The organism is Gordonia sp. NPDC062954, from assembly GCF_044543825.1.
GTDB lineage: Bacteria > Actinomycetota > Actinomycetes > Mycobacteriales > Mycobacteriaceae > Gordonia > Gordonia tangerina.
Genome location: NZ_JBITWL010000025.1, coordinates 18,469 through 44,122 on the forward strand (window position 1 = coordinate 18,469; position 25,654 = coordinate 44,122).

Annotated in this window: 24 protein-coding genes, 1 tRNA gene and 1 other RNA gene; 10 read left to right on the forward strand and 16 right to left on the reverse strand. The window is 66.5% G+C overall.

From position 1 onward, the window contains the following. Position 1 precedes the first annotated feature (1 nt). The 4 genes from ACIGKQ_RS20295 to ACIGKQ_RS20310 are packed head-to-tail and all read left to right on the forward strand — an operon-like array spanning position 2 to position 4,710. Positions 2-1,759: an Ada metal-binding domain-containing protein gene (locus tag ACIGKQ_RS20295; protein ID WP_396574773.1), complete on the forward strand. Its 1,758-nt coding sequence runs from the start codon at positions 2-4 to the stop codon at positions 1,757-1,759. Further along, positions 1,756-2,298: a methylated-DNA--[protein]-cysteine S-methyltransferase gene (locus ACIGKQ_RS20300; RefSeq protein ID WP_396574774.1), complete on the forward strand. Its 543-nt coding sequence runs from the start codon at positions 1,756-1,758 to the stop codon at positions 2,296-2,298. The genes ACIGKQ_RS20295 and ACIGKQ_RS20300 overlap by 4 nt, the downstream gene beginning before the upstream one ends. A 26-nt stretch (positions 2,299-2,324) precedes the next feature. Further along, the gene (locus tag ACIGKQ_RS20305) at positions 2,325-3,530 is read left to right on the forward strand and encodes a DNA recombination protein RmuC (protein WP_235724536.1); all 1,206 of its coding nucleotides are present in this window, start codon (positions 2,325-2,327) and stop codon (positions 3,528-3,530) included. A 34-nt stretch (positions 3,531-3,564) separates the two neighbouring features. Beyond that, positions 3,565-4,710, forward strand: a complete 1,146-nt coding sequence (locus tag ACIGKQ_RS20310; protein ID WP_396574775.1) for a DUF6542 domain-containing protein — start codon at positions 3,565-3,567, stop codon at positions 4,708-4,710. Positions 4,711-4,725: 15 nt separating this feature from the next. On the opposite strand, the gene ACIGKQ_RS20315 is transcribed toward ACIGKQ_RS20310, so the two are convergent. The 6 genes from ACIGKQ_RS20315 to ACIGKQ_RS20340 form a co-directional block, all read right to left on the reverse strand. Then, complete coding sequence (locus tag ACIGKQ_RS20315; protein WP_396574776.1) at positions 4,726-5,310, reverse strand: nucleosidase; 585 nt, start codon at positions 5,308-5,310, stop codon at positions 4,726-4,728. 10 nt (positions 5,311-5,320) lie between these two features. Then, positions 5,321-6,094, reverse strand: coding sequence for a fructosamine kinase family protein (locus tag ACIGKQ_RS20320; RefSeq protein WP_396574777.1), 774 nt, complete (start codon positions 6,092-6,094; stop codon positions 5,321-5,323). Continuing rightward, entirely contained in the window at positions 6,095-7,027 is a 933-nt protein-coding gene (locus ACIGKQ_RS20325; RefSeq protein ID WP_396574778.1) for an SDR family oxidoreductase, read from the reverse strand. It abuts the gene before it with no gap. A 63-nt stretch (positions 7,028-7,090) separates the two neighbouring features. Next, complete coding sequence (locus tag ACIGKQ_RS20330; RefSeq protein WP_396574779.1) at positions 7,091-8,206, reverse strand: N-acetylmuramoyl-L-alanine amidase; 1,116 nt, start codon at positions 8,204-8,206, stop codon at positions 7,091-7,093. A gap of 164 nt (positions 8,207-8,370) precedes the next feature. Then, on the reverse strand, positions 8,371-9,429 hold the full coding sequence (locus tag ACIGKQ_RS20335) for a GTP-binding protein (protein WP_235724541.1): 1,059 nt from the start codon (positions 9,427-9,429) through the stop codon (positions 8,371-8,373). Further along, entirely contained in the window at positions 9,426-10,310 is an 885-nt protein-coding gene (locus ACIGKQ_RS20340; protein WP_266063382.1) for a rhodanese-related sulfurtransferase, read from the reverse strand. Before ACIGKQ_RS20340 ends, ACIGKQ_RS20335 begins: the two co-directional genes overlap by 4 nt. Before the next feature lie 1,018 nt (positions 10,311-11,328). Here ACIGKQ_RS20340 and ACIGKQ_RS20345 point away from each other — a divergent pair. Further along, positions 11,329-11,667 (forward strand): Lsr2 family protein, encoded by a 339-nt coding sequence (locus tag ACIGKQ_RS20345; RefSeq protein ID WP_235724543.1) that lies wholly within the window; start codon positions 11,329-11,331, stop codon positions 11,665-11,667. A gap of 130 nt (positions 11,668-11,797) precedes the next feature. After that, a complete protein-coding gene (gene ykgO / locus ACIGKQ_RS20350; RefSeq protein WP_235724544.1) occupies positions 11,798-11,920 on the forward strand; it encodes a type B 50S ribosomal protein L36 in 123 nt (40 codons plus the stop codon). A gap of 12 nt (positions 11,921-11,932) precedes the next feature. On the opposite strand, the gene ACIGKQ_RS20355 is transcribed toward ykgO, so the two are convergent. Then, positions 11,933-12,889 carry a glycine betaine ABC transporter substrate-binding protein gene (locus ACIGKQ_RS20355; protein WP_396574780.1) on the reverse strand — a complete coding sequence of 319 codons (957 nt, stop codon included), beginning with the start codon at positions 12,887-12,889 and terminating at the stop codon, positions 11,933-11,935. A 177-nt stretch (positions 12,890-13,066) separates the two neighbouring features. Between ACIGKQ_RS20355 and ACIGKQ_RS20360 the strand changes: the two genes are divergently transcribed. Further along, positions 13,067-13,444, forward strand: coding sequence for a VOC family protein (locus ACIGKQ_RS20360; RefSeq protein WP_235724546.1), 378 nt, complete (start codon positions 13,067-13,069; stop codon positions 13,442-13,444). A 9-nt stretch (positions 13,445-13,453) separates the two neighbouring features. On the opposite strand, the gene ACIGKQ_RS20365 is transcribed toward ACIGKQ_RS20360, so the two are convergent. After that, positions 13,454-15,316, reverse strand: a complete 1,863-nt coding sequence (locus ACIGKQ_RS20365; RefSeq protein ID WP_235724547.1) for a multicopper oxidase family protein — start codon at positions 15,314-15,316, stop codon at positions 13,454-13,456. Positions 15,317-15,457: 141 nt separating this feature from the next. On the opposite strand from ACIGKQ_RS20365, the gene ACIGKQ_RS20370 reads away from it, so the two are divergent. Then, positions 15,458-16,066, forward strand: coding sequence for a TetR/AcrR family transcriptional regulator (locus tag ACIGKQ_RS20370; protein ID WP_235724548.1), 609 nt, complete (start codon positions 15,458-15,460; stop codon positions 16,064-16,066). A gap of 72 nt (positions 16,067-16,138) precedes the next feature. Here the strand turns inward: ACIGKQ_RS20370 and ACIGKQ_RS20375 are convergent, their stop codons facing one another. Then, positions 16,139-17,806: an ABC-F family ATP-binding cassette domain-containing protein gene (locus ACIGKQ_RS20375; protein ID WP_396574781.1), complete on the reverse strand. Its 1,668-nt coding sequence runs from the start codon at positions 17,804-17,806 to the stop codon at positions 16,139-16,141. 117 nt (positions 17,807-17,923) lie between these two features. Between ACIGKQ_RS20375 and ACIGKQ_RS20380 the strand changes: the two genes are divergently transcribed. Next, positions 17,924-18,145 carry an amphi-Trp domain-containing protein gene (locus ACIGKQ_RS20380; RefSeq protein ID WP_287015500.1) on the forward strand — a complete coding sequence of 74 codons (222 nt, stop codon included), beginning with the start codon at positions 17,924-17,926 and terminating at the stop codon, positions 18,143-18,145. Between the two features lie 112 nt (positions 18,146-18,257). Here the strand turns inward: ACIGKQ_RS20380 and ACIGKQ_RS20385 are convergent. The 3 genes from ACIGKQ_RS20385 to pgm all read right to left on the reverse strand — a co-directional run bounded on the left by ACIGKQ_RS20385 (position 18,258) and on the right by pgm (position 20,904). After that, positions 18,258-18,330, reverse strand: a tRNA-Ala gene (locus ACIGKQ_RS20385). Positions 18,331-18,435: 105 nt separating this feature from the next. Continuing rightward, positions 18,436-19,185: a thioredoxin domain-containing protein gene (locus ACIGKQ_RS20390; protein ID WP_235724621.1), complete on the reverse strand. Its 750-nt coding sequence runs from the start codon at positions 19,183-19,185 to the stop codon at positions 18,436-18,438. Between the two features lie 78 nt (positions 19,186-19,263). Then, a complete protein-coding gene (gene pgm, locus ACIGKQ_RS20395) occupies positions 19,264-20,904 on the reverse strand; it encodes a phosphoglucomutase (alpha-D-glucose-1,6-bisphosphate-dependent) (protein WP_396574782.1) in 1,641 nt (546 codons plus the stop codon). 193 nt (positions 20,905-21,097) lie between these two features. Here pgm and ACIGKQ_RS20400 point away from each other — a divergent pair, with 193 nt between their 5' ends. Further along, positions 21,098-21,724: an alpha/beta hydrolase gene (locus ACIGKQ_RS20400; RefSeq protein ID WP_396574783.1), complete on the forward strand. Its 627-nt coding sequence runs from the start codon at positions 21,098-21,100 to the stop codon at positions 21,722-21,724. 111 nt (positions 21,725-21,835) lie between these two features. Here the strand turns inward: ACIGKQ_RS20400 and ssrA are convergent. From ssrA to smpB, 4 genes are all read right to left on the reverse strand, one after another. Next, positions 21,836-22,208, reverse strand: a transfer-messenger RNA (tmRNA) gene (gene ssrA, locus ACIGKQ_RS20405). Positions 22,209-22,283: 75 nt separating this feature from the next. Then, positions 22,284-23,693, reverse strand: a complete 1,410-nt coding sequence (locus tag ACIGKQ_RS20410; RefSeq protein WP_396574784.1) for a glutamate decarboxylase — start codon at positions 23,691-23,693, stop codon at positions 22,284-22,286. Positions 23,694-23,829: 136 nt separating this feature from the next. Then, positions 23,830-25,050, reverse strand: coding sequence for a glycoside hydrolase family 27 protein (locus ACIGKQ_RS20415; protein ID WP_396574799.1), 1,221 nt, complete (start codon positions 25,048-25,050; stop codon positions 23,830-23,832). A 78-nt stretch (positions 25,051-25,128) separates the two neighbouring features. Next, positions 25,129-25,602, reverse strand: coding sequence for an SsrA-binding protein SmpB (gene smpB / locus ACIGKQ_RS20420; RefSeq protein ID WP_235724554.1), 474 nt, complete (start codon positions 25,600-25,602; stop codon positions 25,129-25,131). Between the last annotated feature and the right edge of the window lie 52 nt (positions 25,603-25,654).

Genomic DNA, 25,654 nt, shown 5'->3' on the forward strand with positions numbered 1-25,654 from the left:
CGTGACCACCACGATCGACTGTGCCGGCGCTCTCGATTTCGACAGCTGCTATCGCGCGGTCTCCGCACGCGACAGCCGGTTCGACGGCCAGTTCTTCATCGCCGTGCACACAACCGGGATCTACTGCCGGCCGTCGTGTCCCGCCCGGACCCCGCACCGACAGAACGTGCACTTCGTGTTGACCGCAGCAGCCGCTCAACAGCAGGGATATCGCGCGTGTCGCCGCTGCGCACCCGATGCCGTGCCCGGCTCACCGCGATGGAACACCCACGCCGACCTCTCCGCGCGGGCCATGCGGCTCATCGCCGACGGCGCCCTCGAACGCGGCGGCGTAGAGGAACTGGCCGCCCGTCTGGGCTACACATCCCGTCACCTCACCCGAGTGCTCACGGCCGAGCTCGGCGCCGGCCCGCTCGCGCTGGCCCGCGCCCACCGTGCGGGCACCGCGCGCGTGCTGATCCAGCGCACCGCAATGTCGATGGCCGACATCGCGTTCGCGTCCGGCTTCCGCAGTGTGCGGCAGTTCAACGACACCATCCGCGACGTTTTCGGTCTCACTCCGTCGCGCATGCGGTCACTGGGCGCGCCCGCGGCCGCCGGCCGCCCGTGCGCCATCGGCGAGGTGTCGCTCCGGCTTGCATATCGACCCCCACTGCACCTGCCGTGGTTACGTTGGTTTCTCGGTGCCCACCTGGTCGCCGGTCTCGAGACCATGTGGACCGGCAGTGACCCGTACGAGTGGCGGCACAGTCGCGCAGTCGACCTTCCACACGGCCCCGCTCTGGCCACCATCGAACCCGCCCCCGCACATGTCAACGTGCGCATCGAGCATCTCGACATGCGGGACCTGGGCGTCGCAGTCAACCGGGTTCGACGACTGCTCGACCTCGATGCCGACCCGCTCAGTACCGACGAGGCACTCGGCGCCGATCCCGACCTGGCCCGCCTGGTACGTACTGCTCCGGGGCTGCGCGTCCCGGGAACCATGGACTCCGCCGAAACTCTGATACGCACGATGATCGGGCAACAGATCAGTGTGGCGGCGGCGCGCCGTCATGTGGATCGGTTGGTCGACGAGCTCGGCCGCCCCGCGCCGTGGACATTGCGAGACGACTCGCTTACGGGGGTGGACCTTCGTGACGCTCGCAAGCTCGCTCCTCCAGGACCAGACGACGCCCGCACGCTCACTCCTCAGCGACCAGATGACGCTCGCACGCCCGCTCCTCCGGGACCAGGTGACGCCCGCAGGTTGTTCCCCACGCCGGCGGCGATCGCCGAGCACGGTCACACAGTCCTGGCCGGCCCACGTCGCCGCATCGACGCGATTGTGTCGACTGCAGCCGTGCTCGCCGACAACCGGATCGATCTGCACCCGGGCCGCGGTGCCGCCGACCTCCGCGCCGAGCTGTTGACGCTGCCCGGAATCGGCCCGTGGACCGCCGACTACGTGACAATGCGCGTGACCGGGAACCCCGACATCATGCTCGACCACGACCTCGTGGTGCGACGCGCCGCCGCCGACCTCGACCTGGACCTCCAGCACGGCCACACCGCATGGTCGCCGTGGCGTTCGTATGCGTCGATGCATCTGTGGCGATCCCGATTGTCGGTGTCTGAGCCGATACTGGGTGACCAGACAGCGGACACGTCGATGTTGCCGAAGGATTCCATGCGGGCCCCCTCACCGAGATCGCGGATGACGCGATCGATACCCGCTCGGCCGGGCCAACCGGTCGGCACTCTCGAAGGAGCACCATGACCGCAACCATCTGTCCCACCCACTCCGCGACGACGACGGCACGCCGGGCCTCGGTCTCGACCCCCGATGGCACCTTCACGGTGATCGCCGACGACGCCGACCGTGTCTTGGCCTCGGGCTGGACCGAGGATGCGGATTACCTGATCGACCTCGTCCATCGATCGATCCGCCCCATCGCTGTACTGCACACCGAGTCCCTCGGAACCGTCACCGACGCCGTCGACGCCTATTACGCCGGTGAGCCGACGCAACTCGATGCCATCGAGGTCCACCAGCGATCGGGGCCGTTTCTGGGTCGGGCCTGGCCCGTGCTGCGGACGGTCGCCCCCGGCAAACCGGTCAGTTATGCACAACTGGCCGAACTCGCCGGCACACCCACCGCGATACGCGGCGCGGCGGCCGCCTGTTCGCGCAACGCCGCGGCATTGTTCGTCCCGTGTCACCGGGTGCTGCGCAGCGACGGCTCGCTCGGCGGGTTCCGGTACGGGCTCCCCGTCAAGCGGTCGTTGCTCACGCGCGAGGGATACGCGACGGCCTGAGCGGTTTGTCGTACCCGTCGGCCACGATGGCGGCCATGAACATCTCTGTGGTCGCCGGCGTCATCGCCGGACTGATGGTCGGGCTGGTGATCGGATGGTTGGCGAGTGCGTCACGTTCCACCGCCGCACTCGCCGCCGCCCGCGCCGAACTCGATTCCGTGCGGTCCGCGCAGGATCTGACGGCGCGCGCGCTGTCTTCGGCCTCCGAGGACGCCGCCCGACGTCAGTCCTCGGCCATCGGCGGGCAGGTGGCTCACATCATCGACCCACTGCGCGGTCTGCTGGCACAAATGTCCGAGGAACTGCGCCGAACCGAGCATCACCGGATCAACGCCTACGCAGGTCTCAGCGAACAGGTGCGCGGTATGCATGCAGCGTCGGCACAACTCACCGACCAGACCCGGGCGTTGACGAATGCCCTGCACACGCCGCAGATCCGAGGGCGGTGGGGTGAGGTCCAGCTCGAACGTGTGGTGGAGCTCGCAGGCATGTCCCGACATTGCGACTTCGCCACGCAGGTGGGTGCCGACGGCACCGCAGGCTCGGTCCGGCCGGATATGGTGGTCCACCTCGCCGGAGGGCGCACCATCGTGGTGGACGCGAAAGTTCCGCTGCACGCATATCTCCGCGCTGTCGACACCGACGATCCGGACGAGATCGCGCGGCTGCACACCGAACACGGCCGCGCGTTGCGCAACCACATCACCCAGCTGGCGTCCAAGGCCTACTGGTCGGCCTTCGACAACACGCCGGAGATGGTGGTGCTGTTCGTGCCGAGCGACCCGGTCCTGGAGGCCGCGGTCCGGGCCGAGGGGGACCTGATCGAGTTCGGCTTCACCAAGAACGTGGTGCTGACCACGCCTGCCACCCTCGTCGCGCTTCTGCGCACCGTCGCCCTCGGTTGGCGCCACGACGCGATGGCCCGCGACGCGGCGACCATCCACCAACTCGGGACCGAACTGCACCATCGACTCGGCGGGGTGCTCGGCCACCTCGACCGGCTGGGCGGCTCGCTGCGTCGTGCGGTGGAATCGTTCAACTCCACCGTCGGCGCGGTGGACGCACGAGTAGGGGTCACAGCCCGCAAATTGGCCGAACTCGACGCTCTGCAGGGTGAGGCCGAACACACCGGACCGACGCCCATCGACATCACGATTCGCAGCGCTGGAGGCGTGCGGACCAGCGCAGACTCCCCCAACGACGACCAATGGGCAACATCACCCGGCGGTTAACGGATTTCTGCGGTCGACCCGGTACCGTCTAGATGTGTCTTCCGCCCAACAGCGTTCAGCGGTGCCGCTGGATCAGCAGTCCGTGCTGCCCACGGTCCGCGGAGTTCCCTGGTGGGGCGCCGTGTTGGTGGCCACGGTCATTGCCGGCATCGGAGCAGCGATCGACGCGAGCAATACCGACGGGCTCGGTGCCGTGTTCAAGTTCTGCTACCTGGTCGGATGTGTGAGTGCCGCACTGGCCGTCCGGCGCCGGGCCCTGTTCACCGCCGCGGCGCAGCCTCCGTTGATCGCATTCCTCGTCGGGGTCATCACCCTCTACGGGTTGAACGCCGAACAGGCGTCGTCGGGCCTCAAGAGCCTGATCTTCCAGGTGCTGCTGCCGATCGCGAACGACTTCCCGTGGATGGCGCTGACCTTCCTCGTCACGTTGGGTCTGGTGGTGGCCCGCTGGTACCTCACCCGAGATCGAGCCGCAGGCGACAAGAAACGACCCAGCGGCCCGGCGCGGCCCGCTGCTGCCAACGGCGCGAAGAGGTCATCCACCCGGACCGCCGGTCAGAGGCGGAGCAGCGCGAGGGCAGCGAAGGACACAGCCCCGTCGCAGTCCGGAACATCGAAGTCGGCAGCGTCGAAGTCGGCAGCGTCGAAGCCGGGGGCTCCCGAGTCGAGCCGACCGGCCCCCGGCACGTCGAACACCACGCAATCGCGTGCGGCGCAATCTCGTGCGTCTCGACCAGGCACTCCGCCGGAAGGCGCCGACCGGTCGCAACGTTCAGCGGCTGCCAAGGCGTCGCGATCGGCAAAGCCCAGCTTGCGTCCGGACGACCCCACCCGTGACAGCGTCAGCCGACCCGACGCCACCGCGCGCACCGAACAGAGCCGGGTCAGCGCTACCGGCCCCACACGCAACGGCCACGCACGCAACGGCGCCGTCCCGAACGGACGGCGTTCGACCGCCGGCGCGGTCTTCCGGGCCGGCGCGGGCGAGCAGATCGACGCGGTCGACGAGGTGGTCGCGCCGGTGGCCGCACCCGCGCCCGCAACCACCGCGACGGCAGGCGAGGTCGCCGCGCGCGGACGCGTCCGCCCGGCCGCGGACGAGTATCCACGGTACGAATCGGCCACCGGCCGAGCCTCGACCGCGCAATATCGGTCCACGCGCGCCCGCAACCGCGGCTGATCGCCGGGTCTGCGATCAGCCGATCGCAGCAGCCCCCGCACACCACTCGCCGAGTCGGCGCGCCGCCGCGTCGACCACCGACGGCCAGTCCATCGCCGACTCGTCGGCGGCATCGCTGACGATCTTGACCATGCGACATGGGATGCCGAAATCGGCGGCGACATGTGCCACCGCAGCACCCTCCATGTCCACGAGGTCGGCGTGGCGGGCGAGGACGTCGCGGCGCACCGGATCGGCCACGAATGTGTCGCCCGAGGCCAGCACCGTGCCGTCCCCGTCGGGCAGCTCCCACCGGTCGACCAGCGGGTAGCCCATCGCGCGCAACTCCGTTGCGGATATGTCGTGTTCGATCACGACCGATGGGAAGAAGATGCCGGTGTGCTGGGCGCGCAGCGCACCTGCCGTGCCGATGCTGATCAGTTGCCGAATCGGTGGTCGGCCGTCGCGCTCGGCCTCTACCAGCGCCCGGGTCAGCGTGGTCGCCGCGCGCACCTTGCCGATTCCGGTGACGAGCACGCGGGCGTCGGCCGGTAGGTGGTGCGCCTCGGCGCGCGTGGCGGCCACCAGCAGGGTCGAACGATCGAAGGGGTCTGTCGTCACGCAGCAGAACTTAGCGGGCCCGCTGGGCGAGCGCGACACAGGTGCGGGCGGCGCGGCCCAACGCGGTGCCGTAGGAGGGACCGTGACCGGCCGCGTGCACGGCGAGCGGGTGCAGTTGATGCACTGGCACGCGCTGCTCCCATCCCGGCCGCAATGCATGTGTGTCCTGGTAGCCGGTGATGACGACGTCGAGATGCGGACAACCGAAGAGCGCCAGCATCGCCAGATCGGTTTCGCGGTGGCCGCCGTGCGCAGCCGGATCGATCAGCACCACACCCGACGGAGTCCAGAGGACATTCCCGTTCCACAGATCGCCATGGATACGGGCCGGCGGATCCGTGTCGTCGAAGGCACCGGTGGCGATCAACTCGCAGGCGCGCCGCGTGGCTGCGGCATCGTCGGATCGCAGATTGCCGGCATCGATGGCCGGCGCCAGGTACGGCAGCACTCGTTCCGCGGCGTAGAACTCCCCCCACCGATCATGGGTGTGCGAACTCAGTCGGCGCTCACCGATGTACTGCTTGCCGGTATGCCCGGCGGGCGGCGTGCCGAACCGGGGTGCCCCCGCGTCATGCATGCCGGCCAGCGCGGCGCCGAATTCTCGGGCGGCGTGCACGGTCGGTGGGGAGGAGTCGAGGTGGGCCAACGCGATGAAGTCGTCGCCCACATCGAGGACGTCGACGACCGGACCGCCGCCCTCGCGTAACCATCGCAGGCCGGCCGCCTCGGCGCGGAAGAAGTCGCGATCGACGTCGGTACGTTGCTTGCGGTGTGTCGTCGGCATCTACGGTGTCGCGTCGGAGCCGTCGGGGGCGCTGGTACGGGAGCTCGACTCGGGCGAGCTGATCCGGGCCAGACGGTCGAAGCGGGCGTTGGCCACACGCATGACGATCTCGTAGGGCAACGCGAACTTGCGTGCCCACCAGTAGCCGAAGCGGACATCGAACGAGGTGTAGACGAGGAAACGGTTGTGCTGCACGCCGGCCAGGATCGCCTGGGCGGCCTTTTCCGGACTCACCGCGACCTTGTGGAAATTCGCCACCGCAGCCTTGACACGAGGATCGGTGCGGTCGACGCCCACGATGTCCACGGTGTCCACCAACGGTGTGTCGACACCGCCCGGGCAGACCAGTGACACGCCGATGCCGTGACGTCGCAGGTCGAAACGCAAGACCTCCGACATGCCCCGCACCCCGAACTTGCTGGCGCTGTACGCCGCATGCCACGGGAAGGCCAACAGCCCCGCCGCCGACGACACGTTGACCAGGTGCCCACCGGCACCTCGCCGGATCATCTGTGGCACAAAGCTCTCGATGACGTGAATGGGACCCATCAGGTTGACGTCGACCATCGTGCGCCAGTGTCGGTGCTCGAGGTTGTCGACCGTGCCCCACGCGGAGACGCCGGCGATGTTCATCACGACGTCCATCACGCCAACCTCCGCGTCGACCTGACGAGCGAATGCCGAGACCCACTGATGATCGGAGATGTCACCGGCCTGGTGATAGACGACCTCGCCACCGGAGGTGTTGATGCGCTTGACCACGTCGTCGAGCGCATCGGCGTGCAGGTCGGTCAGCACCAGCTGTGCACCGTCGCGGGCGGCCGCTTCGGCGGTGGCGCGCCCGATCCCGCTGGCGGCGCCGGTGATCAGGACCGTCCGGCCGCCGAGCGTGGGTACCGGCGTCTTCATCACAAGCAGGTCCTTGATCCCCATGGCCCCACCATAGTTGCGGTGCGCCGTCGCGGGTGGGACCTGCGAGGATCTGGCTGCGGGGCGTCAGCCGACCGGCAGATCGCCGTCGAAGAGGCCGTAGACGATCGTCAGCATCGCCTTGAGGACCTGCGCGGAGACGTCCTGTCCCTCGCCGAGCAGCAACTGCACCACCTCGGCGGGGTCCTCGGTGGCGAGCAGCTGCTGCACGAACGGGATGACGATCTCCAGTCCCTGCTCGCCGTCGGTCGGCTCCGGGGTGGTGCTGGTCGGCGAGGCCGTGGCCCCGGGCGCAGCACCGGTCGCCGCCGGCGGATCGGCCGGTGTGGTGGCGGCGCCGCGCACATAGTTGAGGATGCCGTCGGTGATGGCCATCGCGTACTTGAGCTGGCCGTCCTTGCCCGACAGCGCCGCAGCCTCTTGGGGATTGGACAGATTGCCCATCTCGACGAAGACCGCGGGCACCTTGGTCAGGTTGACCGCCGCAATGTCCGACCGCGTCTGCAGGCCGTTGTCGACCCCGGCGTAGTTCGCGGCCGGGAAACCTGCCTTGACGAAGGCGTCACGCATGATTTCCGACGCCTTGCGCCCTTCACCGCCCTGAACCCGGTTGACGGTGGCATCCGGCACCGGCAGTGACGGCACGATCATGTGGAAGCCTTTTTTCGAGGCGTCCGCGCCGGCGGTGGTCGAGTCGGCGTGGAGACTGACCGCGACGGCCGCACCCGACCGACTCGCGGCATCAGCACGCTCGTCGATACAGCCGCCCCACCCGGTGTCGTCGGGCCGGCTCAGCACGACCCGCGCCCCCTGGCTCTCCAGACCAGCCTTGACGAGCTGCCCGATATCCCAGTTGACGGTGTGCTCTCGGGCGCCGTTCACCCCGGTGGCGCCGCTGGTCTGGCAGTCCTTCTTACCGCCCCTGCCGTCGGGCACCTGCGCGTTCAGGTCGTGTCCGGCAGCGCTGCCCTGGTGCCCCGGATCGAGGAAGACCGTTTTGCCGGCCAGCGCGTTGCCGGTCGGCGCGGGAGCAGGCGCTGCCGAAGCCACTGGGGTCGTCGCCGACACGGCGCCGGCGGTCAGTGCCAGCGCCGACATCGCGGCGACGACGAGTCGACGCCGACGACGCGGTGTGGCCCGCCGGACGGCGGTCGGGCGGGACGTGATCTCGGGGTATGTCATGCGTTGCTGGGTCATCGCTACATCGGGCGTCGGCCAGCCGAGACCGGGAACCGCCGCCACACTCCTTCCAAGACGCAACACTGGCCACATCAGTCACAGTTGTAACAAGTGAAACAGTCTGTCGTCCAGATGGGAAATCCGCGACCTGGGCTGACCGCAAACCGTTAGTGAGCTGTGACCAGGTGCCGGGTGACACTGAGGATGCCGTTGGGGTCGGGTTGCCCGTCGTCGACGAGTGCTTGCAGACGACGATCGACCAGGTCGGCGTCCATGTCGGTACCGATGGCGACCAGGGTCGACACCCTCGGCCGACCACCCCAGGTCTCGCGCTGCACGCGGACGAATCCGCCCACCGCGTGCACGACGAACCGCTGTCGGTGACCGGGAACGTCGAACGACACCACCCCTTTGATCCGGTAGCAGCCGGCCGGTGGTCGTTCCAGGAATTCGGCGAGCCGACGCGGCTGCAACGGCGCCTCGGAAGTGAACTCCACCGAGGTGAACGCGTCGTGAAGGTGTCCGTGCCGGCCAGCGTCGTCATGGGCACGTGGCTCGTGTGCACACTCGTCGAGCAGTTCGTCGAGGGTCAGTTGCCGACTGCGCACCCGGTCGTCCTCGACGTCTCGCGGGAGCACGTCGAACAACGCGGTCGGGTCAATCCCGCCGTCGGTGGTCACCACCAGCGGTGCGGTGTCGTTGACAGCCCGTATGTCGGCCCGGATCCGGGTGAGTTCGTCGTCACCGACCAGGTCGGACTTGTTGACCACCACCAGGTCGGCGATCTCCACGTGCCGGTCGATCTCCGGATGCCGGGTGCGGAGCGAACTCCCGGAGGCGGCATCGACGAGATACACCAGTCCGCCATAACGCAGTCGCGGGTCGTCGAGTTCGGTCACCATCCGAACCAGCGTGCGGGGTTCTGCAATGCCACTGGCCTCGATCACGATCGCATCGATGGCTGCCCGCGGCCGTAGCAGCCGCGCCAACGCATCCTGCACACCGTCGGCATCGACGGCACAGCACATACACCCGTTCGACAGACTCACAGTGCTGTCGGCCTGACCCGCGATCAACATCGCGTCGACGTTGATCGACCCGAAATCGTTGACCAGTACCCCGATGCGAGCGCCGCCGGAGCTGCGCAGCAGGTGATTGAGCAGCGTGGTCTTACCCGAACCGAGAAAGCCCGCGACCACGATCACAGGCACCGTCGAGCGGGTCACGGGGCCGATCGCTCCACCGCGACGGTGCCCATCTCCTGTCGGCAATCGGCACACAGGACCGCGAGCTCTCGCCCCAGGATGTCGGGATAGTTCGCCACCTCGTTGGTCGGCGACGCACATCGCGCGCAGGTACCGACGATGGCGGCGTGCTCGGAGAACTCGACGGTCATCCGGCTGTCGAAGACGTAGAGGGAACCCTCCCAGAGGCCGTCGTCACCGAACTCCTCGCCGTAGCGCACGATGCCGCCGTCGAGCTGATAGACCTCGCGAAACCCACGCGCCCGCATCAATCCGCTGAGCACCTCACAGCGCACGCCACCGGTGCAGTAGGTGACGACGGGACGGTCCTTGAGGTGATCGAACCGCCCGCTGTCGAGCAAGGGGACGAAGTCGCGGGTCGTCTGGGCGTCAGTGACCACCGCACCGGAAAAGCGTCCGATCTCGGCCTCGATGCGATTTCGACCGTCGAAGAACACGACGTCCTCGCCACGTGCGGCCACCAGGTCGTGGACGTCGCGCGGGGACAAGCGCGCCCCACCGTCGACCACCCCGTCCTCGGCGGTCACCCTGACCTCCTCGGGCACACCGAAGGTGACGATCTCCGGCCGAACCCGGACGCTCAGACGGGGAAAGTCCTCGCCGGTGCCGTCGGACCATTTCATGTCCGCGGCAGCGAAGGCCGGATAGGAGCGGGTGGCCCTCACGTAGCGTTTGACCTGCCTGATGTCGCCACCGACGGTGCCGTTGATGCCGTGAGGTGACACGATGATCCTGCCGCGCAGGCCGTGTTGCTCACACAGCGCCTGCTGCCAGAGACGAATCGCCTCCGGGTCGGCCAGCGGGGTGAATTGGTAGAACAACACGATCTTGGGGGTCGACACAATGCAAGGGTACGGACACCTGCGCCGCAGCTCGCTACAGCTGCCCGGCACCCTCGTTCTCGGCGCATTCATGCTTGCATCGGCCACCGGATGCGAAATCTCTGCCGACACCGGTCCGTCGGAGATCGTCTTGCCACCGACCGACGTGTTGTCGACCCAATCGGAAACCAGCATCGCGACCACAAGTGCCACGCCTCTTGTCGAGGACACCGCCGGCCCGCCGCTGCCCGATTGGACGATCGGTCGACTGATAGCCCTTGCGCCCCGCGTGGACAATGCCAAGTATCACCAAGGGTCCCAAACACCGGATTCCGCACTCGAGGACACTTCCGGCTTTCACTTCTCACCCCCGGACCGCAGTGTGAACTGCTCGACGATAGCCGCGGACACCGCGACGTTGGCGTGCCGACTGAACACAGAAATCCCGAACTCGGCCGCAGCGGTCACTCCTGACGGGTGCGACGGCGAGAACAACCTGATCGCTCTGACTTCACAAGGAACAGACCTGGCAGCCTGTTCCGACCGCAATCCGGTTCTCTACCGGAGCACAATTGTCGACTACGGTCACACGATTTCGATTTCGAGATTTTCCTGTCTCGTCGAGACCGCGGGCATGTTCTGCGTCGAGTCCCGCTCGGACAATGGATTCGCAGTCACTCCAACGGGTTTGACGGAAATCGAGGCGTCAGATCGAGCGCCTGCAGAACTTCTCGGTATACCCGAATCACGCGCCGGGTCCGCGTCGGCCACACCTGACACGGACGGTGATACACCGATGGACTCGACGACGTCGCCCCGCGTGGTCCCGACCCCCTGACCGCGCCGGTGGTAATGTCCGCAGCGATTATTCACATACATCTGAGAATGTGGGCGTTTCTCAGGGACCGCTTATTTTCTGACCGCTAGTATGTGACCATCGAAGAATTCGCAACAATGCTGCGCGGGACAGCCATCGGCACGTTGGTCATCCAATCCACCCGAGAACACATTGTCACGACGAGGAAAGACGGAGTTCACTATGGCGAAGAAAGAAATCGTCCAGGTCATCGACGACATCGACGGTAAGGTTCTCGAGGAGTACGAGACCGTGCGGTGGTCACTCGATGGAAAGACCTACGAATTCGACACATCGGCAAAGCACGCGGCACAGTTCCGTGATTCGCTGGCCAAATACATCTCGGTTTCCCGGGTCACCTCGGCAGCACGCGGCGTAAAACGTGCAGCTCCGGTGTCGGCCGGACGCAGCAAAGAGCAGACGAAGGCAATCCGTGATTGGGCAACCCAGAATGGATACGAGGTCAGCGATCGCGGCCGCATCCCGCTCAATGTCATCGAGGCTTTCGAAGCCGCGCACTGACTTATCCCGACCCGCACTACCGCCGGCGCCACCGATGGGGCGTCGGCGGTAGTGCGTTGAGGTCCGACTCGCCGCGAGCAGCACCACCCTCGGATTCTAAATGACAACGATTATCGTTTACGATAGAGCTATGAAGGTACGCAACTCAGTCCGATCCCTCAAGAAGCGCCCCGGGGCCCAGGTGGTCCGCCGACGGGGACGAGTGTTCGTCATCAACAAGAAGGAACCCCGGTTCAAGGCTCGCCAGGGCTGAGTCCGACGGTCCTCACCCCAAGGTCCCGCGGACGAGTCGATCGGCGAAGTCGGGGTGCGCGCCGAGCCATTCGACGACGGCGCCGTCGGGGTCGGACCGATCGTGACGTGCGACCATCAGGTACTCGAGATCGGCGAGTTCGGCATCCGACAGGATGAGATTGGCGAACATCTGCGCGGCCTTCGGTGCGGCGCCTGCGAATCCCTCCGTGGCGAAGCTCCAGATTCCCTCGGTGCCGCCCAACGCGCCCAGTGGATCATCGAGGTCGCGGATGTCGAACTCCGCGTAGGCCCAGTGCGGCCGCCAGAGCGTCACCGCTATGTTGCGTTCATCGACGATCGCCTGCTGCAGGGACCCGAGCATGTCCGCCGTCGAGGAATTGCGAAAGGTCAGATCGCCCAGACCGTATTCCGGGATGACCCGGTCGGTGACCAGCAATGTCTCACCGGCGCCTGGCTCGATGCCGACCAACGTGTCGTCGTAGGCATCGCTCAGGTCCTTCAGATCGGCAATCGACCGGGCCGGAGACGAACTGTTCACCGCGATGGTCAAGGTCGCGTCGTCGTACCAGCAGCCCAGCGATTCCAGCTGGGCTCCGTGTCGATTGACATAGGAACTATGCGTCGTGGGCAACCAGACGTCGGGGATGACGTCGATGTCCCCGTGTGCCGTCGCCGAGAACCCGGCCTGCACGTCCACTGTCTTCACCTGTACGCCGTAGCCGTTCGTCGCGAGGACATTTTTCATCAGGTAAGCGGCAGCGGCAGATTCGTCCCAACCGACGAACGCGCCGATGATGATGTCGCGATCCCCCACCGGCTCCGCAGTCGCATCGGCGATGCGGTCGGACACCGAGCACGACGAGAACCTGCTTGCCACATCGTCTTCCGGACCGCCACCGCATGCGGCCAAGGTCAACGTCGCGACCACCACACCCGCGACGGCTCGCCACCACCTTCGTCGCACCATCGCGTCCCAACTCGGGTCACCAGTGGCCGGAGCCGTCGGTATCCATGGGGCACTCCCGATGCTGAGTTGGCCTCGAATGCCAACGGTCACATGGTACCCCCGCAGCGAGACCGGCCGCTCCCGTCTCGCCGCAGGCAATCAGCTGCCCGCACCGCGCGTACGGCCTAACCTGAACCCATGATCACCGCCATGCACACGTTGATCTACTGCGATGACCCCGAGGCCGCACGCGCCTTCTTCCGCGATGTGCTCGGATTCCCCTACGCCGACACCGGCGGGGGCTGGTTGATCTTCCGGACCGGCCCCAGCGAGTTGGGCGCACATCCGAGCTCGTGGGAGTACCAGGGCACGACCGGCGGCACCGATCAACGTTTCGACGTCTCCTTCATGTGCGACGACCTCGTCACGACCATGGCCGATCTGACGGCGAAAGGCGCACAGTTCGTCGGCGAACCCGTCGACGAACCGTGGGGTGTGACCATCGGCGTCACGGTGCCCGGCGCAGGGCAGATCACGATCTACGAACCGAAGTACGATCCACCCGCCCTCGCGTGAGCGCGAACCTCACGACACCACTCGGTAGCGCAGCATCATGTCGTGGTCTTCGTGATCGAGGATGTGGCAGTGCCAGACATATCCCTGTAGGTCCTTGGTCACCATGCCGTGCACCGGCGTGGCTGCGGCGTGGCGGTGCTGTCCCGATGCGGATGGCGCCACCGCATGTCCACCCGACGGCCGGGTCCACGATTGTGTCGGATCGGAGGAGAAGATCGCGTCCGGATCGAACCCGAGCTCGTCGGCCGTCGGGAACCGCACGACAATCGAGGTGACGTGGCCACCGACGGCGTGCACCGTGTCCTTCCAGCCGGCCTCCCACGCGGCCGGACCGCGCATCGGTCCGGCGTAGAACGCGCTCGGATCCGGAGCCCAGCGAGTACCGATCGGAGGTTGCGGATTCGCGGCTTGATACGCGACAGTGCGCAACGGCCGACGCCCCAGGATGCGGAACATGACCAGGTGCAGATGAATCGGATGAGGGTCCGGGGTGATGTTGATGATGTCCCAGCGCTCCGTTGTGCCCGCGCGCGGCTTCTCGATCTGCGGATCGGCGTAGCGCAGATTGTTCAACGACATGATGGCCGGCGGGACGCGCAGCTCGTAGGGCTGCGAGACGCTGACGTGCCGGACCCGCTGTGGTGTCGCGATCGGCGGGATGCGGGCCGGTTGTCCCCGACCGCCGCGCAGCGTCGTCGGTACCGGCCGTCGGTCACCGCGGTCGGCGCCTGCTACGAACCGGCAGAACCGGGACATCACGACCTCACCGAGCATGGCCGCCTGAAACGGTGGTGCCAGGTCGTTGCACAGTTCCACCGTCTCCCCTGGCGCCAGCGAGCTGAAATCGACGAGCAGATCAAAACGCTCCGCCGGCGCCGCGGCGAATGAGCGAGTCCGAACCGGCGCATTGAGCAGACCGCCCTCGTTGCCGATCACCCAGAACGGCATGCGGTTGGAGAAGAACAGATTCCAGACCGAGAACGACGCCGCGTTGATCAGTCGGAACCGGTACAGCCCGCGATCGACCGTCATCGTCGGCCACACCTTGCCGTTCACCAGACCGCGGTCACCGACCGCGCCACCCTCCCACATACCCTGCGGCACAACCGGTGTCGAGCGCAATGACTGATGCCCGTCCACGCGGAAGATCTTCTCCTGCAGAATCAACGGGATCTCGTGTTCGCCGGCCGGCAGGCCCAGCGGATTGCCCGATGTCCCCGTGTCGTGGCCGTCGCGCAGTAAATACATCCCGGCCAGGCCGGCGTAGACGTTGGCACGCGTGATCGCCATCGCGTGGTCGTGATACCAGAGGTGCCCGGCTTCCTGGCGGTTGGGGAACTCGAACACTGCGGTGCCGTGGTGGGGCAGCATCAGGCGCTCCGGGTTACCGTCGAACTCCGGCGGAGTGACCCCGCCGTGCAGGTGCATCGAGGTGACGGGTTGGCCTCGATAGCGTTCGGTCACTCCGTGCAGCGAGGTGTCCAGATCCGCCGCGAAGATGTGTTCGGCGAGTTCGCTGCGATAGTGCACAGTGGTCTGCTCACCGACATGCGCCTCGACGGTGGGGCCCAGGTATGGCTCGTCGTTGTAGGCCATCGTCGGCACCCTCGGCTGATCCCGGTGGAATCTGGTGCTCGTGGTGCGCGCGACGATCTCGATCGGCTGCGTCGGCGATGAGGTGATGGTGCTCGGCACCGACATTTCGTCGACGTACTTGACCATCTCCGGCGAATGGAAGATGGTGGGCAGCTTGATCGGTGGCGCCGGATCGGCACCTGCCGGCCCGGCACCGACGCGCCCCACCAACACCCCCGAGGCAGCGGCCGACGCTGCCCCCCACAGGAATCGACGACGATTCATCCTCTGGCCCATTCGGTTCCCCCCTGCTCGGCCACGTCGAGACCGATGAACCATACCATCGGTATGGTGTGGCGCCATCCCGTGTCCGGTCCGCCCGGGCGTTGCCTCGGTCGCGACCATCACCCGCGTCGGTCTGAGAGAATCGACCGACCGATGACCAGCTCCCGCCGCACCAGACGTCTCAGCGCCACCGACTGGGTGGACGCTGCGTTGGCACTGGTCACCTCCGACGGTGCGCATGCGGTCACCATCGCCCGTCTGTGCACGACGCTGAAGGTCACGAAGGGCAGCTTCTACTGGCACTTCGACGACCTCGACGCACTGCGAGAGGCCATGGCGGTGCGCTGGCAGACAATGAACCGTCAACGCGTCGCCGACCTCGAAGCCTTGTCCGAGCTGCCGCCCGACGAGCGTCTCGCCGCGCTGTCGACGATGCTGGTCGGCGACGACCATCTGACGGTGGAGCGCGCCATCCGGAGTTGGGCGCGCAGCAACGACGAGGTCGCGCACACGGTTCGCAGCATCGACGAGGAAATCTTCGCCGCGGTCGATGCCACCCTGCGCGAACTCCAGCTGAGCCCGCGCCGAGCCCGCGTGTTGGCCGGGCTGCTGGTGTACGCCGGAATCGGCTACATCCACGGCCACGAGGGGCTCCCGCGCATTTCTGCGCAGGACGTGCAGCACACACTTCCCGGGCTGTTGTCGTTCACCGCCGGGCAGCCACCGACCGAGACAGACCCGGACGGCTCGCCGGATCACTGAGGAAACAATGCCGAGTTCCCCGCACAACTCGTGGTCCCGCACAGCGCGCATCCGTCGGCGGACGCAGCCGGCTCAGCGCTCGGTGACAACGCCTCCAGCGACATGCCACACGCGATTCGTACGCACTGTGGAGAGCATGCGCCGATCGTGGGTGACCAACAGCAGCGCCCCGTCGTACGACTCGAGCGCGGACTCCAACTGTTCGATTGCCGGGAGGTCGAGGTGGTTGGTGGGCTCGTCGAGCACCAGGACATTGGTGCCGCGGGCCTGAAGCAACGCCAGCGCCGCCCGGGTGCGCTCCCCCGGCGACAGATCGTCCACGCTCCGCCCGACATGGTCGGCTCGCAGTCCGAACTTCGCCAGCAGCGTGCGGACCTCGGCCGAGGTGTACTCCGGCACGAGCTCGCCGAATCGATCGACGAGCGGTGCGGCGCCGGCGAATCGGCCCCGCGCCTGGTCGATCTCGCCGATCGCGACATTGGTGCCGAGCTGCGCGGTGCCCACGTCGGGGCCGATCACGCCGAGCAGCAGTCTCAGCAGGGTCGATTTGCCCGCGCCGTTGGGTCCCGTGATTCCGATGCGGTCGCCGGCATCGACTTGCAACGACACTGGCCCGAGCGTGAAATCGCCGTGTCTGACGACCGCATCGTTCAGCGTCGCCACCACTGAACTCGACCGGGGTGCGGCCCCGATCGTGAATTCGAGAACCCATTCCTTACGCGGCTCGACGACCTCCTCGAGACGTGCGATCCGACTCTCCATCTGCCGGACCTTCTGTGCCTGCTTCTCACTCGACTCGGTCGCCGCGCGGCGTCGGATCTTGTCGTTGTCGGGCGCCTTGCGTATCGCGTTCCGGGTGCCCTGGGAGGACCACTCACGTTGGGTCCTCGCGCGCGCCACCAGGTCCGCCTTCTTCTCGGCGTACTCCTCGTACTCCTCGCGCCGATGCCGCCGTGCGACCTCACGCTCTTCCAGGTAGCTCTCGTATCCGCCGCCGTAGACAGTGTTGGTGTGCTGTGCCAGATCGAGTTCGACGACCCGGGTCACGCTGCGCGCCAGGAATTCCCGATCGTGACTGACCAGCACCACCCCACCCCGCATGCCGCCGACCAGGTCCTCCAGCCTCGCGAGCCCGTCGAGATCGAGATCGTTGGTCGGTTCGTCGAGCAGGACGATGTCGAACCGTGAGCACAGCAGCGCAGCCAAGCCGACCCGGGCGGCCTGCCCACCCGACAGGACGTCCATCAGGACTGCGCCTGGTTCGACGGCGTCGACGTCGAGGCCCAGATCGGCCAGTACGCCGGGCAACCGGTCGTCGAGATCGGCGGCGCCGGTCGCGAGCCAGTGATCGAGTGCGGCGGCGTAGACGTCGGCTGGATCGTCGGGTCCGGATGATGCTGCCGGATCGTCGGCGAGCGCAGCCGCCGCGACGTCCATCGCCGCGGTGGCCGCGGCGCACCCGGTTCGGCGCGCGACGTACTGCGCGACGGTCTCCCCCGGGACGCGCTCATGCTCTTGCGGCAACCAGCCGACGAAGGCGTCGGCCGGTGATCTCGTCACCGAACCCGCGAGGGGCGCCAGGTCGCCGGCCAGCACCCGTAGCAGCGTCGACTTGCCGGCGCCGTTGGCGCCGACGACCCCCACCACGTCACCCGGCGCGACCGTGAGATCGAGGTGGTCGAACAGTACGCGGTGGGCGTAGCCGCCGGAGAGATCCTTGGCGACGAGAGTGGCGGTCATGGGCACCATCGTCGCACTCGTCGTCGAACATCGAGACCCCGACGGGATCGGCTGCGAACGACTGAACAGTCGGTGAACCCCCTTGCCCTTGCCGTCCCGCTCGATTCGGATGGATGCATGAGCGACGAGTTGTTCGAACACGAGACCACGACCGAGATGACGCGCGAAGAAGCCGCACAACGTCTGCGCGACCTCGCCGATGCGATTTCGCGCCACAACGAGGTCTCCTACGTCGAGAACAACAAGACCGTGCGGGTCGACATCCCGCCGACGGTGCGGTTGACGGTCGAAATCGAGCGTGGCGACGAGTCCGAGATCGAAATCGAGATCTCTTGGTAGGTGTGGATGGCTGACCACTCCGATCTGGTCACCGTCGGCGGCGCGGGTCGGGCACATAGGCCAAGACAGGGAGAAGCCCGCTTCGACGATGAAGCGGGCTTCTCCCTGTTAGTGGAGCTAAGGGGACTCGAACCCCTGACCCCCACACTGCCAGTGTGGTGCGCTACCAGCTGCGCCATAGCCCCGTCTTCTGTTGTTCACCCCGTTTCAAGGGCAAAGGCGAAATTACACCATCGCTCCGACTCCGACCAAATCGCCTGGACGGCTACCTGGGACCGGAGTCACCCACCTCAGCCCTGCTCGTTCAGCAGCTGGTCCAGCCAGCCCGTGCCGTCCATGATGCCGTTCACCGGCTCGCCGCCGGACAGCACCGTCGGCGTGGCCACCTGCCCGCCGGTGGCCTTCGCGAGCTGGTTCCGCGACTGTTCGGAGGCCTCCGTCGCCTCGGTCACCCTGGCGCCGTCCGCGACACACTGCTGGGTCTGTGGTGAGGCACCCTGCGCGCCCGCCAGCCGAGCCATGTCCGCGTTGCTGAGGTCGCTGTCCCCGCCTTCTTCCGGTTGATTGGTGAACAGCGCAGTGTGGAATTTCTCGAAGACTTCTTTGTCCTCTCCGGTGCCTACGCATTGGGCGGCCCCGGCGGCCCGCGTCGAGTAGTCGCCGGATGCCGACCTGTCGTCGAGGAAGGTGAGCATGTGGTATCGAACCCGCAGCGACCCGTTGTTGATCGCCTCGGTGATGGCGGTGCCCGACTGCTCCTCGAACTCCTGACAGACCGGGCACATGAAGTCCTCGAACACGTCGATCGTCTGCGGAGCCGAGGGCTCGCCGATGATCAGTGCGGCGTTCTCGCTGAGCACCGCCTCGTCGACGCCGCCGCCGTCGTCTTGACTGTTGTTCCACACCAAACCGCCGACGATGAGGGCCACGATGATCGCCACCGCCACCCCACCGAGGATGTAGGTGGTGCGGCTCGACGTCGCGCTCGGCTGGTACTTCGAGTTCGCCGTCGAGGATTTCGGTTTGCGCTTGTCGCTCACCATGCCGACTCTAATGCGGCAGCGATAAGAGCTGTCTGAGTTGGTTCGAGGACTGCGTTGAGCACGCGGCGGTGACGCTCAAACCAGTACCGAGTCGACCAGTTCCTGGGCTTGCGCCTGCACCGTCGCGAGGTGATCGGCGCCCTTGAACGACTCCGCGTAGATCTTGTAGACGTCCTCGGTCCCCGACGGGCGAGCGGCGAACCACGCGTTCTCCGTGGTCACCTTGAGTCCCCCGATCGGCGCCCCGTTCCCCGGCGCCTCGGTGAGGACGGCCGTGATCGGTTCGCCGGCAAGTTCGGTCGCGCTGACCTGATCGGCGGACAGCTTCCCGAGAAGCGCCTTCTGTGCCCGTGAGGCCGGCGCGTCGACGCGGGCGTAGGCGCTTTCGCCGTAGCGGTCGGCCAGTTCCCGATAGCGCTGCGACGGTGTCTTGCCGGTCGTCGCGAGCATCTCCGATGCCAACAGCGCCAGGATGATCCCGTCCTTGTCGGTCGACCACGGCTTGCCGTCGAAGGTGAGGAACGATGCGCCCGCGCTCTCCTCGCCGCCGAAAGCGATGCTGCCGTCGAGCAGCCCTTCGACGAACCACTTGAAGCCGACGGGGACCTCGAGCAGTTTGCGGTCGATCCCGGCGACGACCCGGTCGATCAACGACGAGCTGACCAGTGTCTTGCCCACCGCCGCCTGCGCACCCCATCCCGGGCGGTGTGTGAACAGGTAGTCGATCGCCACCGCCAGGTAATGATTCGGATTCATCAGTCCGCCATCGGGGGTCACGATGCCGTGACGGTCGGAGTCGGCGTCGTTGCCGGTGGCGATGTCGTAGCGCTCACGCGCCGAGATCAGCGACGCCATCGCGTTCGGCGAGGAGCAGTCCATCCTGATCTTGCCGTCGGTGTCCAGCGTCATGAACCGGAACGTCGGATCGACCGTCGGGTTCACCACGGTCAAGTTCGTCAGGTTGTACCGGAACCCGATCTCGGCCCAGTAGCCGACCGACGCGCCACCCAACGGATCGGCACCGATGTGGATGCCGGCATCGCGGATGGCCGACATGTCGACCACCTCCTGTAGATGATCGACATAGGTTGCGGTGTACGGATATTCGCGGATGAACTCGCTGCTGCGGGCACGTTCGAACGGAATCCGGTTGACGCCGGAGAGATTGTCGGCGAGCAGTTCGTTGGCACGGCGCGCCACCACTGAGGTGATGGTCGTGTCGGCCGGCCCACCGCTGGGTGGGTTGTATTTGAACCCACCGTCGCGCGGCGGGTTGTGCGACGGGGTGACGACGATGCCATCGGCAAGCACACCGGGGTTGGCCTGGTTGAACCGGAGGATGGCGAAACTCACTGCCGGGGTGGGCGTGAACTTCTCGTTCTCGGCGATGTAAACGGTGACCTCGTTGGCGGTGAGTACCTCGAGTGCGCTGCGCCACGCCGGAATCGAAAGCGCATGGGTGTCGAAGCCGATGAACAACGGCCCGGTGATCCCAGCCGACCGACGGTACTCCACGATCGCCTGCGTGGTGGCCAGGATGTGGGCTTCGTTGAACGCCCCGTCGAGGCTGGACCCACGATGACCCGAGGTGCCGAACACCACCTGCTGCATCGAATCGTCGGGGTCGGGCACCCGGTCGTAGTAGGCCCGCTCGACCGCGGCGACGTCGATCAGGTCCTCGGGGAGCGCCGGTGTTCCTGCTCTCGGATGTGCCATGCCGCAATTCTGCCATCGGAACCGATCCGAACGTCGGCATCGTACGAATGATTACTGTGGGCACCGACTCAGCAGGCCCGCCCCAGAGCCCGGACACAGGAGGATCGTCTGGCATGCACGTCGTCGAGGCACGCACCGTCGCACAGGTGCGCCCACCGGCCACCCGGTCGTCCGCCAGAGCCGGCAGCTCGTCGTGCTGAAACGTGATCCGGCGACGTCAGGTTCGGACCGCACCGAGCTGGTGGTCCTGGTGTTGCCGGGCGGAACGGACCGCAGCTACCGGCCGTTCAGCCCACGCCAGCCGTCAGCGCTGCGGATGTACCCGTTCACGTGGTCGATCCGGGCGCGCTTTCGCAACCGGGTACGTGTGCACCAGGTGCGCTACCGCTTCTACGGATGGAACGGCGCACAGAACTGTCCGGTCCACGACGCCCGCAAGGCACTCGACGATCTGACGCGCGAGCATCCGGGCGTACCGGTGGTCCTCGTCGGCCACTCGATGGGCGGACGGGTGGGTGCGCACCTCGCGGCCGACAGCCGAGTCGTCGGACTGCTCGCACTGGCACCGTGGTGGCAGCATGCCGATTGGCGTCACATCCGCGACGGCGTCCGGGTGGTCGCGGTACACGGCACCGATGACACCCGGACCTTCGCGCGCCGGACCGAGCGAGGTGTGCACGAACTCGACGAACGCGGGGTGGACGCCACCTTCGTCCCCGTGCCCGACGGTAAGCACGCGATGCTCGATCACATCGGACTCTGGCAGAACGCCGCCCTCGATTTCGTCGGCACCGTCCTGCGCCGCTCACACCAGTCCTGACCTCACCTCCCAAACGCGCCCAGCACGGCGGTCACGAAAGGCCCTAAACGCGCCCACAAACAAAACCCAAGAAAAGCACGAGACCCCCGACCAGGCGGTCGGGGGTCTCGTCGGTGGAGCTGCCGGGAATTGAACCCGGGTCCTCCGTCGCTTCGGTAGGGCTTCTCCGTGTGCAGTTCGCTATGCCTCTACTTGGATCTCCCGGTCACGCGAACAAGCCGAGATGACGATCCCAGTCGCTGTTTGATGTCCCGCTGCCGTCCGCGACCGACGACAGCGGTGAGCTCCCTGAGATGATGCCGGCATCCGGGTGCGGGAGCAGACCCGGGCCGACAGACTAGCCTCGCTGATCAGGCAGCGAGTGCGTAGTCGCGCTGATTCTTATCGGCGCTTAATTGGTTGCTACGACGCTTAACGGTGGTCTCTAGCCTGCACCGACACGCTTCCCCTACCTCGACGCACGCAGTCGAAACCGATCAGCCCCGAGGTAGCACCCGCCGAATTTCGACGAGCACTTCAGTCTAACAACGGCTGCCGACGGTTTCATCCCGGTATCGCCTCAGTGGTGGAAGTGCGACCCCGTGCCCTCCCGCGGCATCGGCGACTCCAGGTTGTCGAGGAAGGCGATCTCGCTCTCGATGTCCCGCAACAGCGCGGCACCGAGATCACGACTCAAACCCGCCCGCACCACGATGCGCTGCAACGTCATGTCGGCGAGATCATCGGCCATCGGGTAGGCCGGCACCAGCCACCCCTTCATCCGCAATCGGTCCGACAGATCGTAGAGCGTCCACTTGTCGGTATAACCGGGCTTGAGCTTCCACGCGAACACCGGGATGGTGTCACCCTTGCTGACGAGGTCGAACGGCCCCATGTCGCCGATTGCCGCGGACAGATACTGCGCGACGTCGAGCGACTCCTGCTGCACCTGCCGATATCCCTCACGACCCAACCGCAGAAAGTTGTAGTACTGCAACAACACCTGCGCACCGGGCCGCGAGAAGTTCAGCGCGAGCGTTGGCATGTCGCCGCCGAGATAGCTGCAGTGAAACACCATGCTCTCCGGCAACGCCGCGGCATCGCGCCACACGATCCAGCCCAGCCCCGGATACACGAGACCGTATTTGTGGCCGGAGGTGTTGATCGACACCACCCGCGGCACGCGGAAGTCCCACTCCAGATCGGGCTGGCAGAACGGCGCGATCATGGCGCCGGATGCACCGTCGACGTGGATCTTGATGTCCAGGCCCGTCGACGCCTGGATCTCGTCGAGTTTCGCCGAGATCTCTTTCACCGGCTCATACAACCCGTTGTAGGTCACCCCGACGATCGCTACCACGCCGATTGTGTTCTCATCCACGTACTTCTCGAGTTCGTGGCCGTCGAAGACGAAATGCTCCTCGCTCACCGGCACCCACCGCGGCTCCACCTCGAAGTAGTTGAGGAACTTCTCCCAGCACACCTGAACGGCGGTCGACAGCACCAGATTCGGTCTCTCGATCGACTTGCCCTCGGCTTTGCGGCGCGTCTGCCAATGCCGCTTGAGCGCCAGGCCACCCAGCATCGCCGCCTCCGACGACCCGATCGTCGACGTCCCGATCGAGTTCTCCACGTCTGGCACATTCCACAGATCGGCGATGATCCGCCAACACCGATCCTCGATCGCGGCGGTCTGCGGATACTCGTCCTTGTCGATCATGTTCTTGTCGTAGGTCTCGGCGTAGAGTCGACGCGCCTCGTCGTCCATCCAGGTCGATACGAAGGTCGCGAGGTTCAGCCGCGCGTTGCCGTCGAGCATGGCCTCGTCGTGCACGATCTGGTATGCCGTCTCGGGCAGACTCATCTGGTCGGGAATCGTGAACTTCGGCAGCTCGGTGGATTCACCGGGGCGGACGAACACCGGGTTGAGGGTGAGGTTCGCGCCGATATTGGTCGTGTGCCGGGCATTGGTGTGTTTGCGGTCGGTCATCGTCAGCTCCTGAGGGTGGCGAAATCGATGAGTCTGCGTGTGTCGACGCGGGTCCACAGTGCCCTGACCTCGCGGCCACATCGGATCATATCGAGAACGCCGCGCCCACCGGCTGTTTCGGACAACCGGCGAGGCGTCAGGCGATCTGCAGCAGCACGGTGTCGTTGACCGCGACGTCGACGGTGAGTTCCCCGTTGGCGGCCTGGTATTGCCGGCCGGTCCAGGCATCGACGGCGCTGACGGTGGCGTCGCCGACCAGACCGAGACTTCCCAGTGAGACCGACATGGCGCGCGGATGATCGGCCCGGTTGGTCAACGACACGACGAGCCCCTTGTCACCGATGGCGCGGGCCCAGATCTCCGCGTCGTCGTCGACCGGCGCGCCGGCGCTGACCCGATCGTCTTGATCGATCACGATGACCGCGCGGTTGCCCAGCAGGTCGAGCGTCTGCGTCGACATCCGCGTGAGATCGTTACCGGCGATGAGCGGCGCCGCCATCATCGCCCACATCGACATCTGCGTACGCTGCTGGGCCAGGGTGAGGCCGGGGTTGCCGTCCACGCCCACGACGAGCATGTCGGGATCGTTGAACGCCGACGGCCCGACCCGGGACGCGAGCGGCGCCACGGCGTCGACGATGTCGATCACGCCCTGCGCGCCGGAATCGTCGGCGTTGGTCGACCACACAGGGGTGATGTCGTTGGTGACCCGGGTCATGGTCGCGACGCCACCCCAATCGAATTCGGCTCCCGGAACCGATTCCGCGACGCCACTGTTGGGGTTGATGCTGTACACCATGGGTCGCCCGGTGTCGCGGATCGCGTCGCGCATCGCGGTGAACGCCGACACCTGGTCGTCATGGTCGGCATTGCTCGAGCACCAGTCGTATTTCAGATAGTCGACCTGCCAGTCGGCGAAGGTCTGGGCGTCGCGGCCCTCGGGGCCGCGACTACCGGTGGCACCCGGGTAGGTACCCAGGAATTGGGTGCAGGTCTTGTCGTCGGCGCCGGCATACAATCCGAACTTCAGCCCGCGGTCGTGCAGATACTGTCCGAGTGCCGCCATCCCGGACGGGAATCGACGCGGATCGGCCTGCAGCGACCCGTCGTCGGCGCGCTCAGGCGCGGCCCAGCAGTCGTCGACGACGACGTAGCGATACCCGGCGTCACGTAGCCCGGTCACCACCAGCGCGTCGGCCTGCTCGCGGACGATCTGTTCGGTGATATTGCAGCCGAAGGTGTTCCAACTGTTCCACCCCATCGGCGGGGTCACCGGCACACCGTCGATGGCGACTCCGTCACCGCCGATGCGGCCCTCCGGATCGGGGGTGCAGGCGAGGAGACCGAGCATCGCCATCACTACCACCAGCGCGAGTACGACGATGTGGCGACGACGTGGCGACAGGGCCTCGGGCTCCGGATCTCGGGGCACCTTTCACATCCCTTTGACGCGCCGACCGATCTCGCGCTCCACCTCACGCTGCGCCGTCCGGCGCGCGATGTCGTGGCGCTTGTCGTGGGCCTGCTTGCCGCGGGCGAGTGCCAGTTCCACCTTGACCTTGCCGTCGTTGAAGTACATCGACAGCGGCACCAACGTGAGATTGCCGTCGCGGATCTTGCCGATCAGGTTGTCGATCTCACGGCGGTGCAACAGCAGTTTCCGGTTGCGACGCGGAGCGTGGTTGGTCCACGACCCGCTGCCGTATTCGGGGATGTGCACGGCGCGCAGCCAGATCTCGCCGTCGTCGACGGTCGCGAAGGCATCGGCAAGCGATGCCTTGCCACCGCGCAGACTCTTGACCTCGGTCCCCAACAACGCGATACCCGCCTCGTAGGTGTCAAGGATGGTGTAGTTGTGACGCGCCTTGCGGTTGGTCGCGATCACGTTGCGACCCTTCTCCTTCGCCATTCCTGCACCTCCTCCTCGTCCCTATCTCTCCTGCCGATCTCGCCGGCCCCGA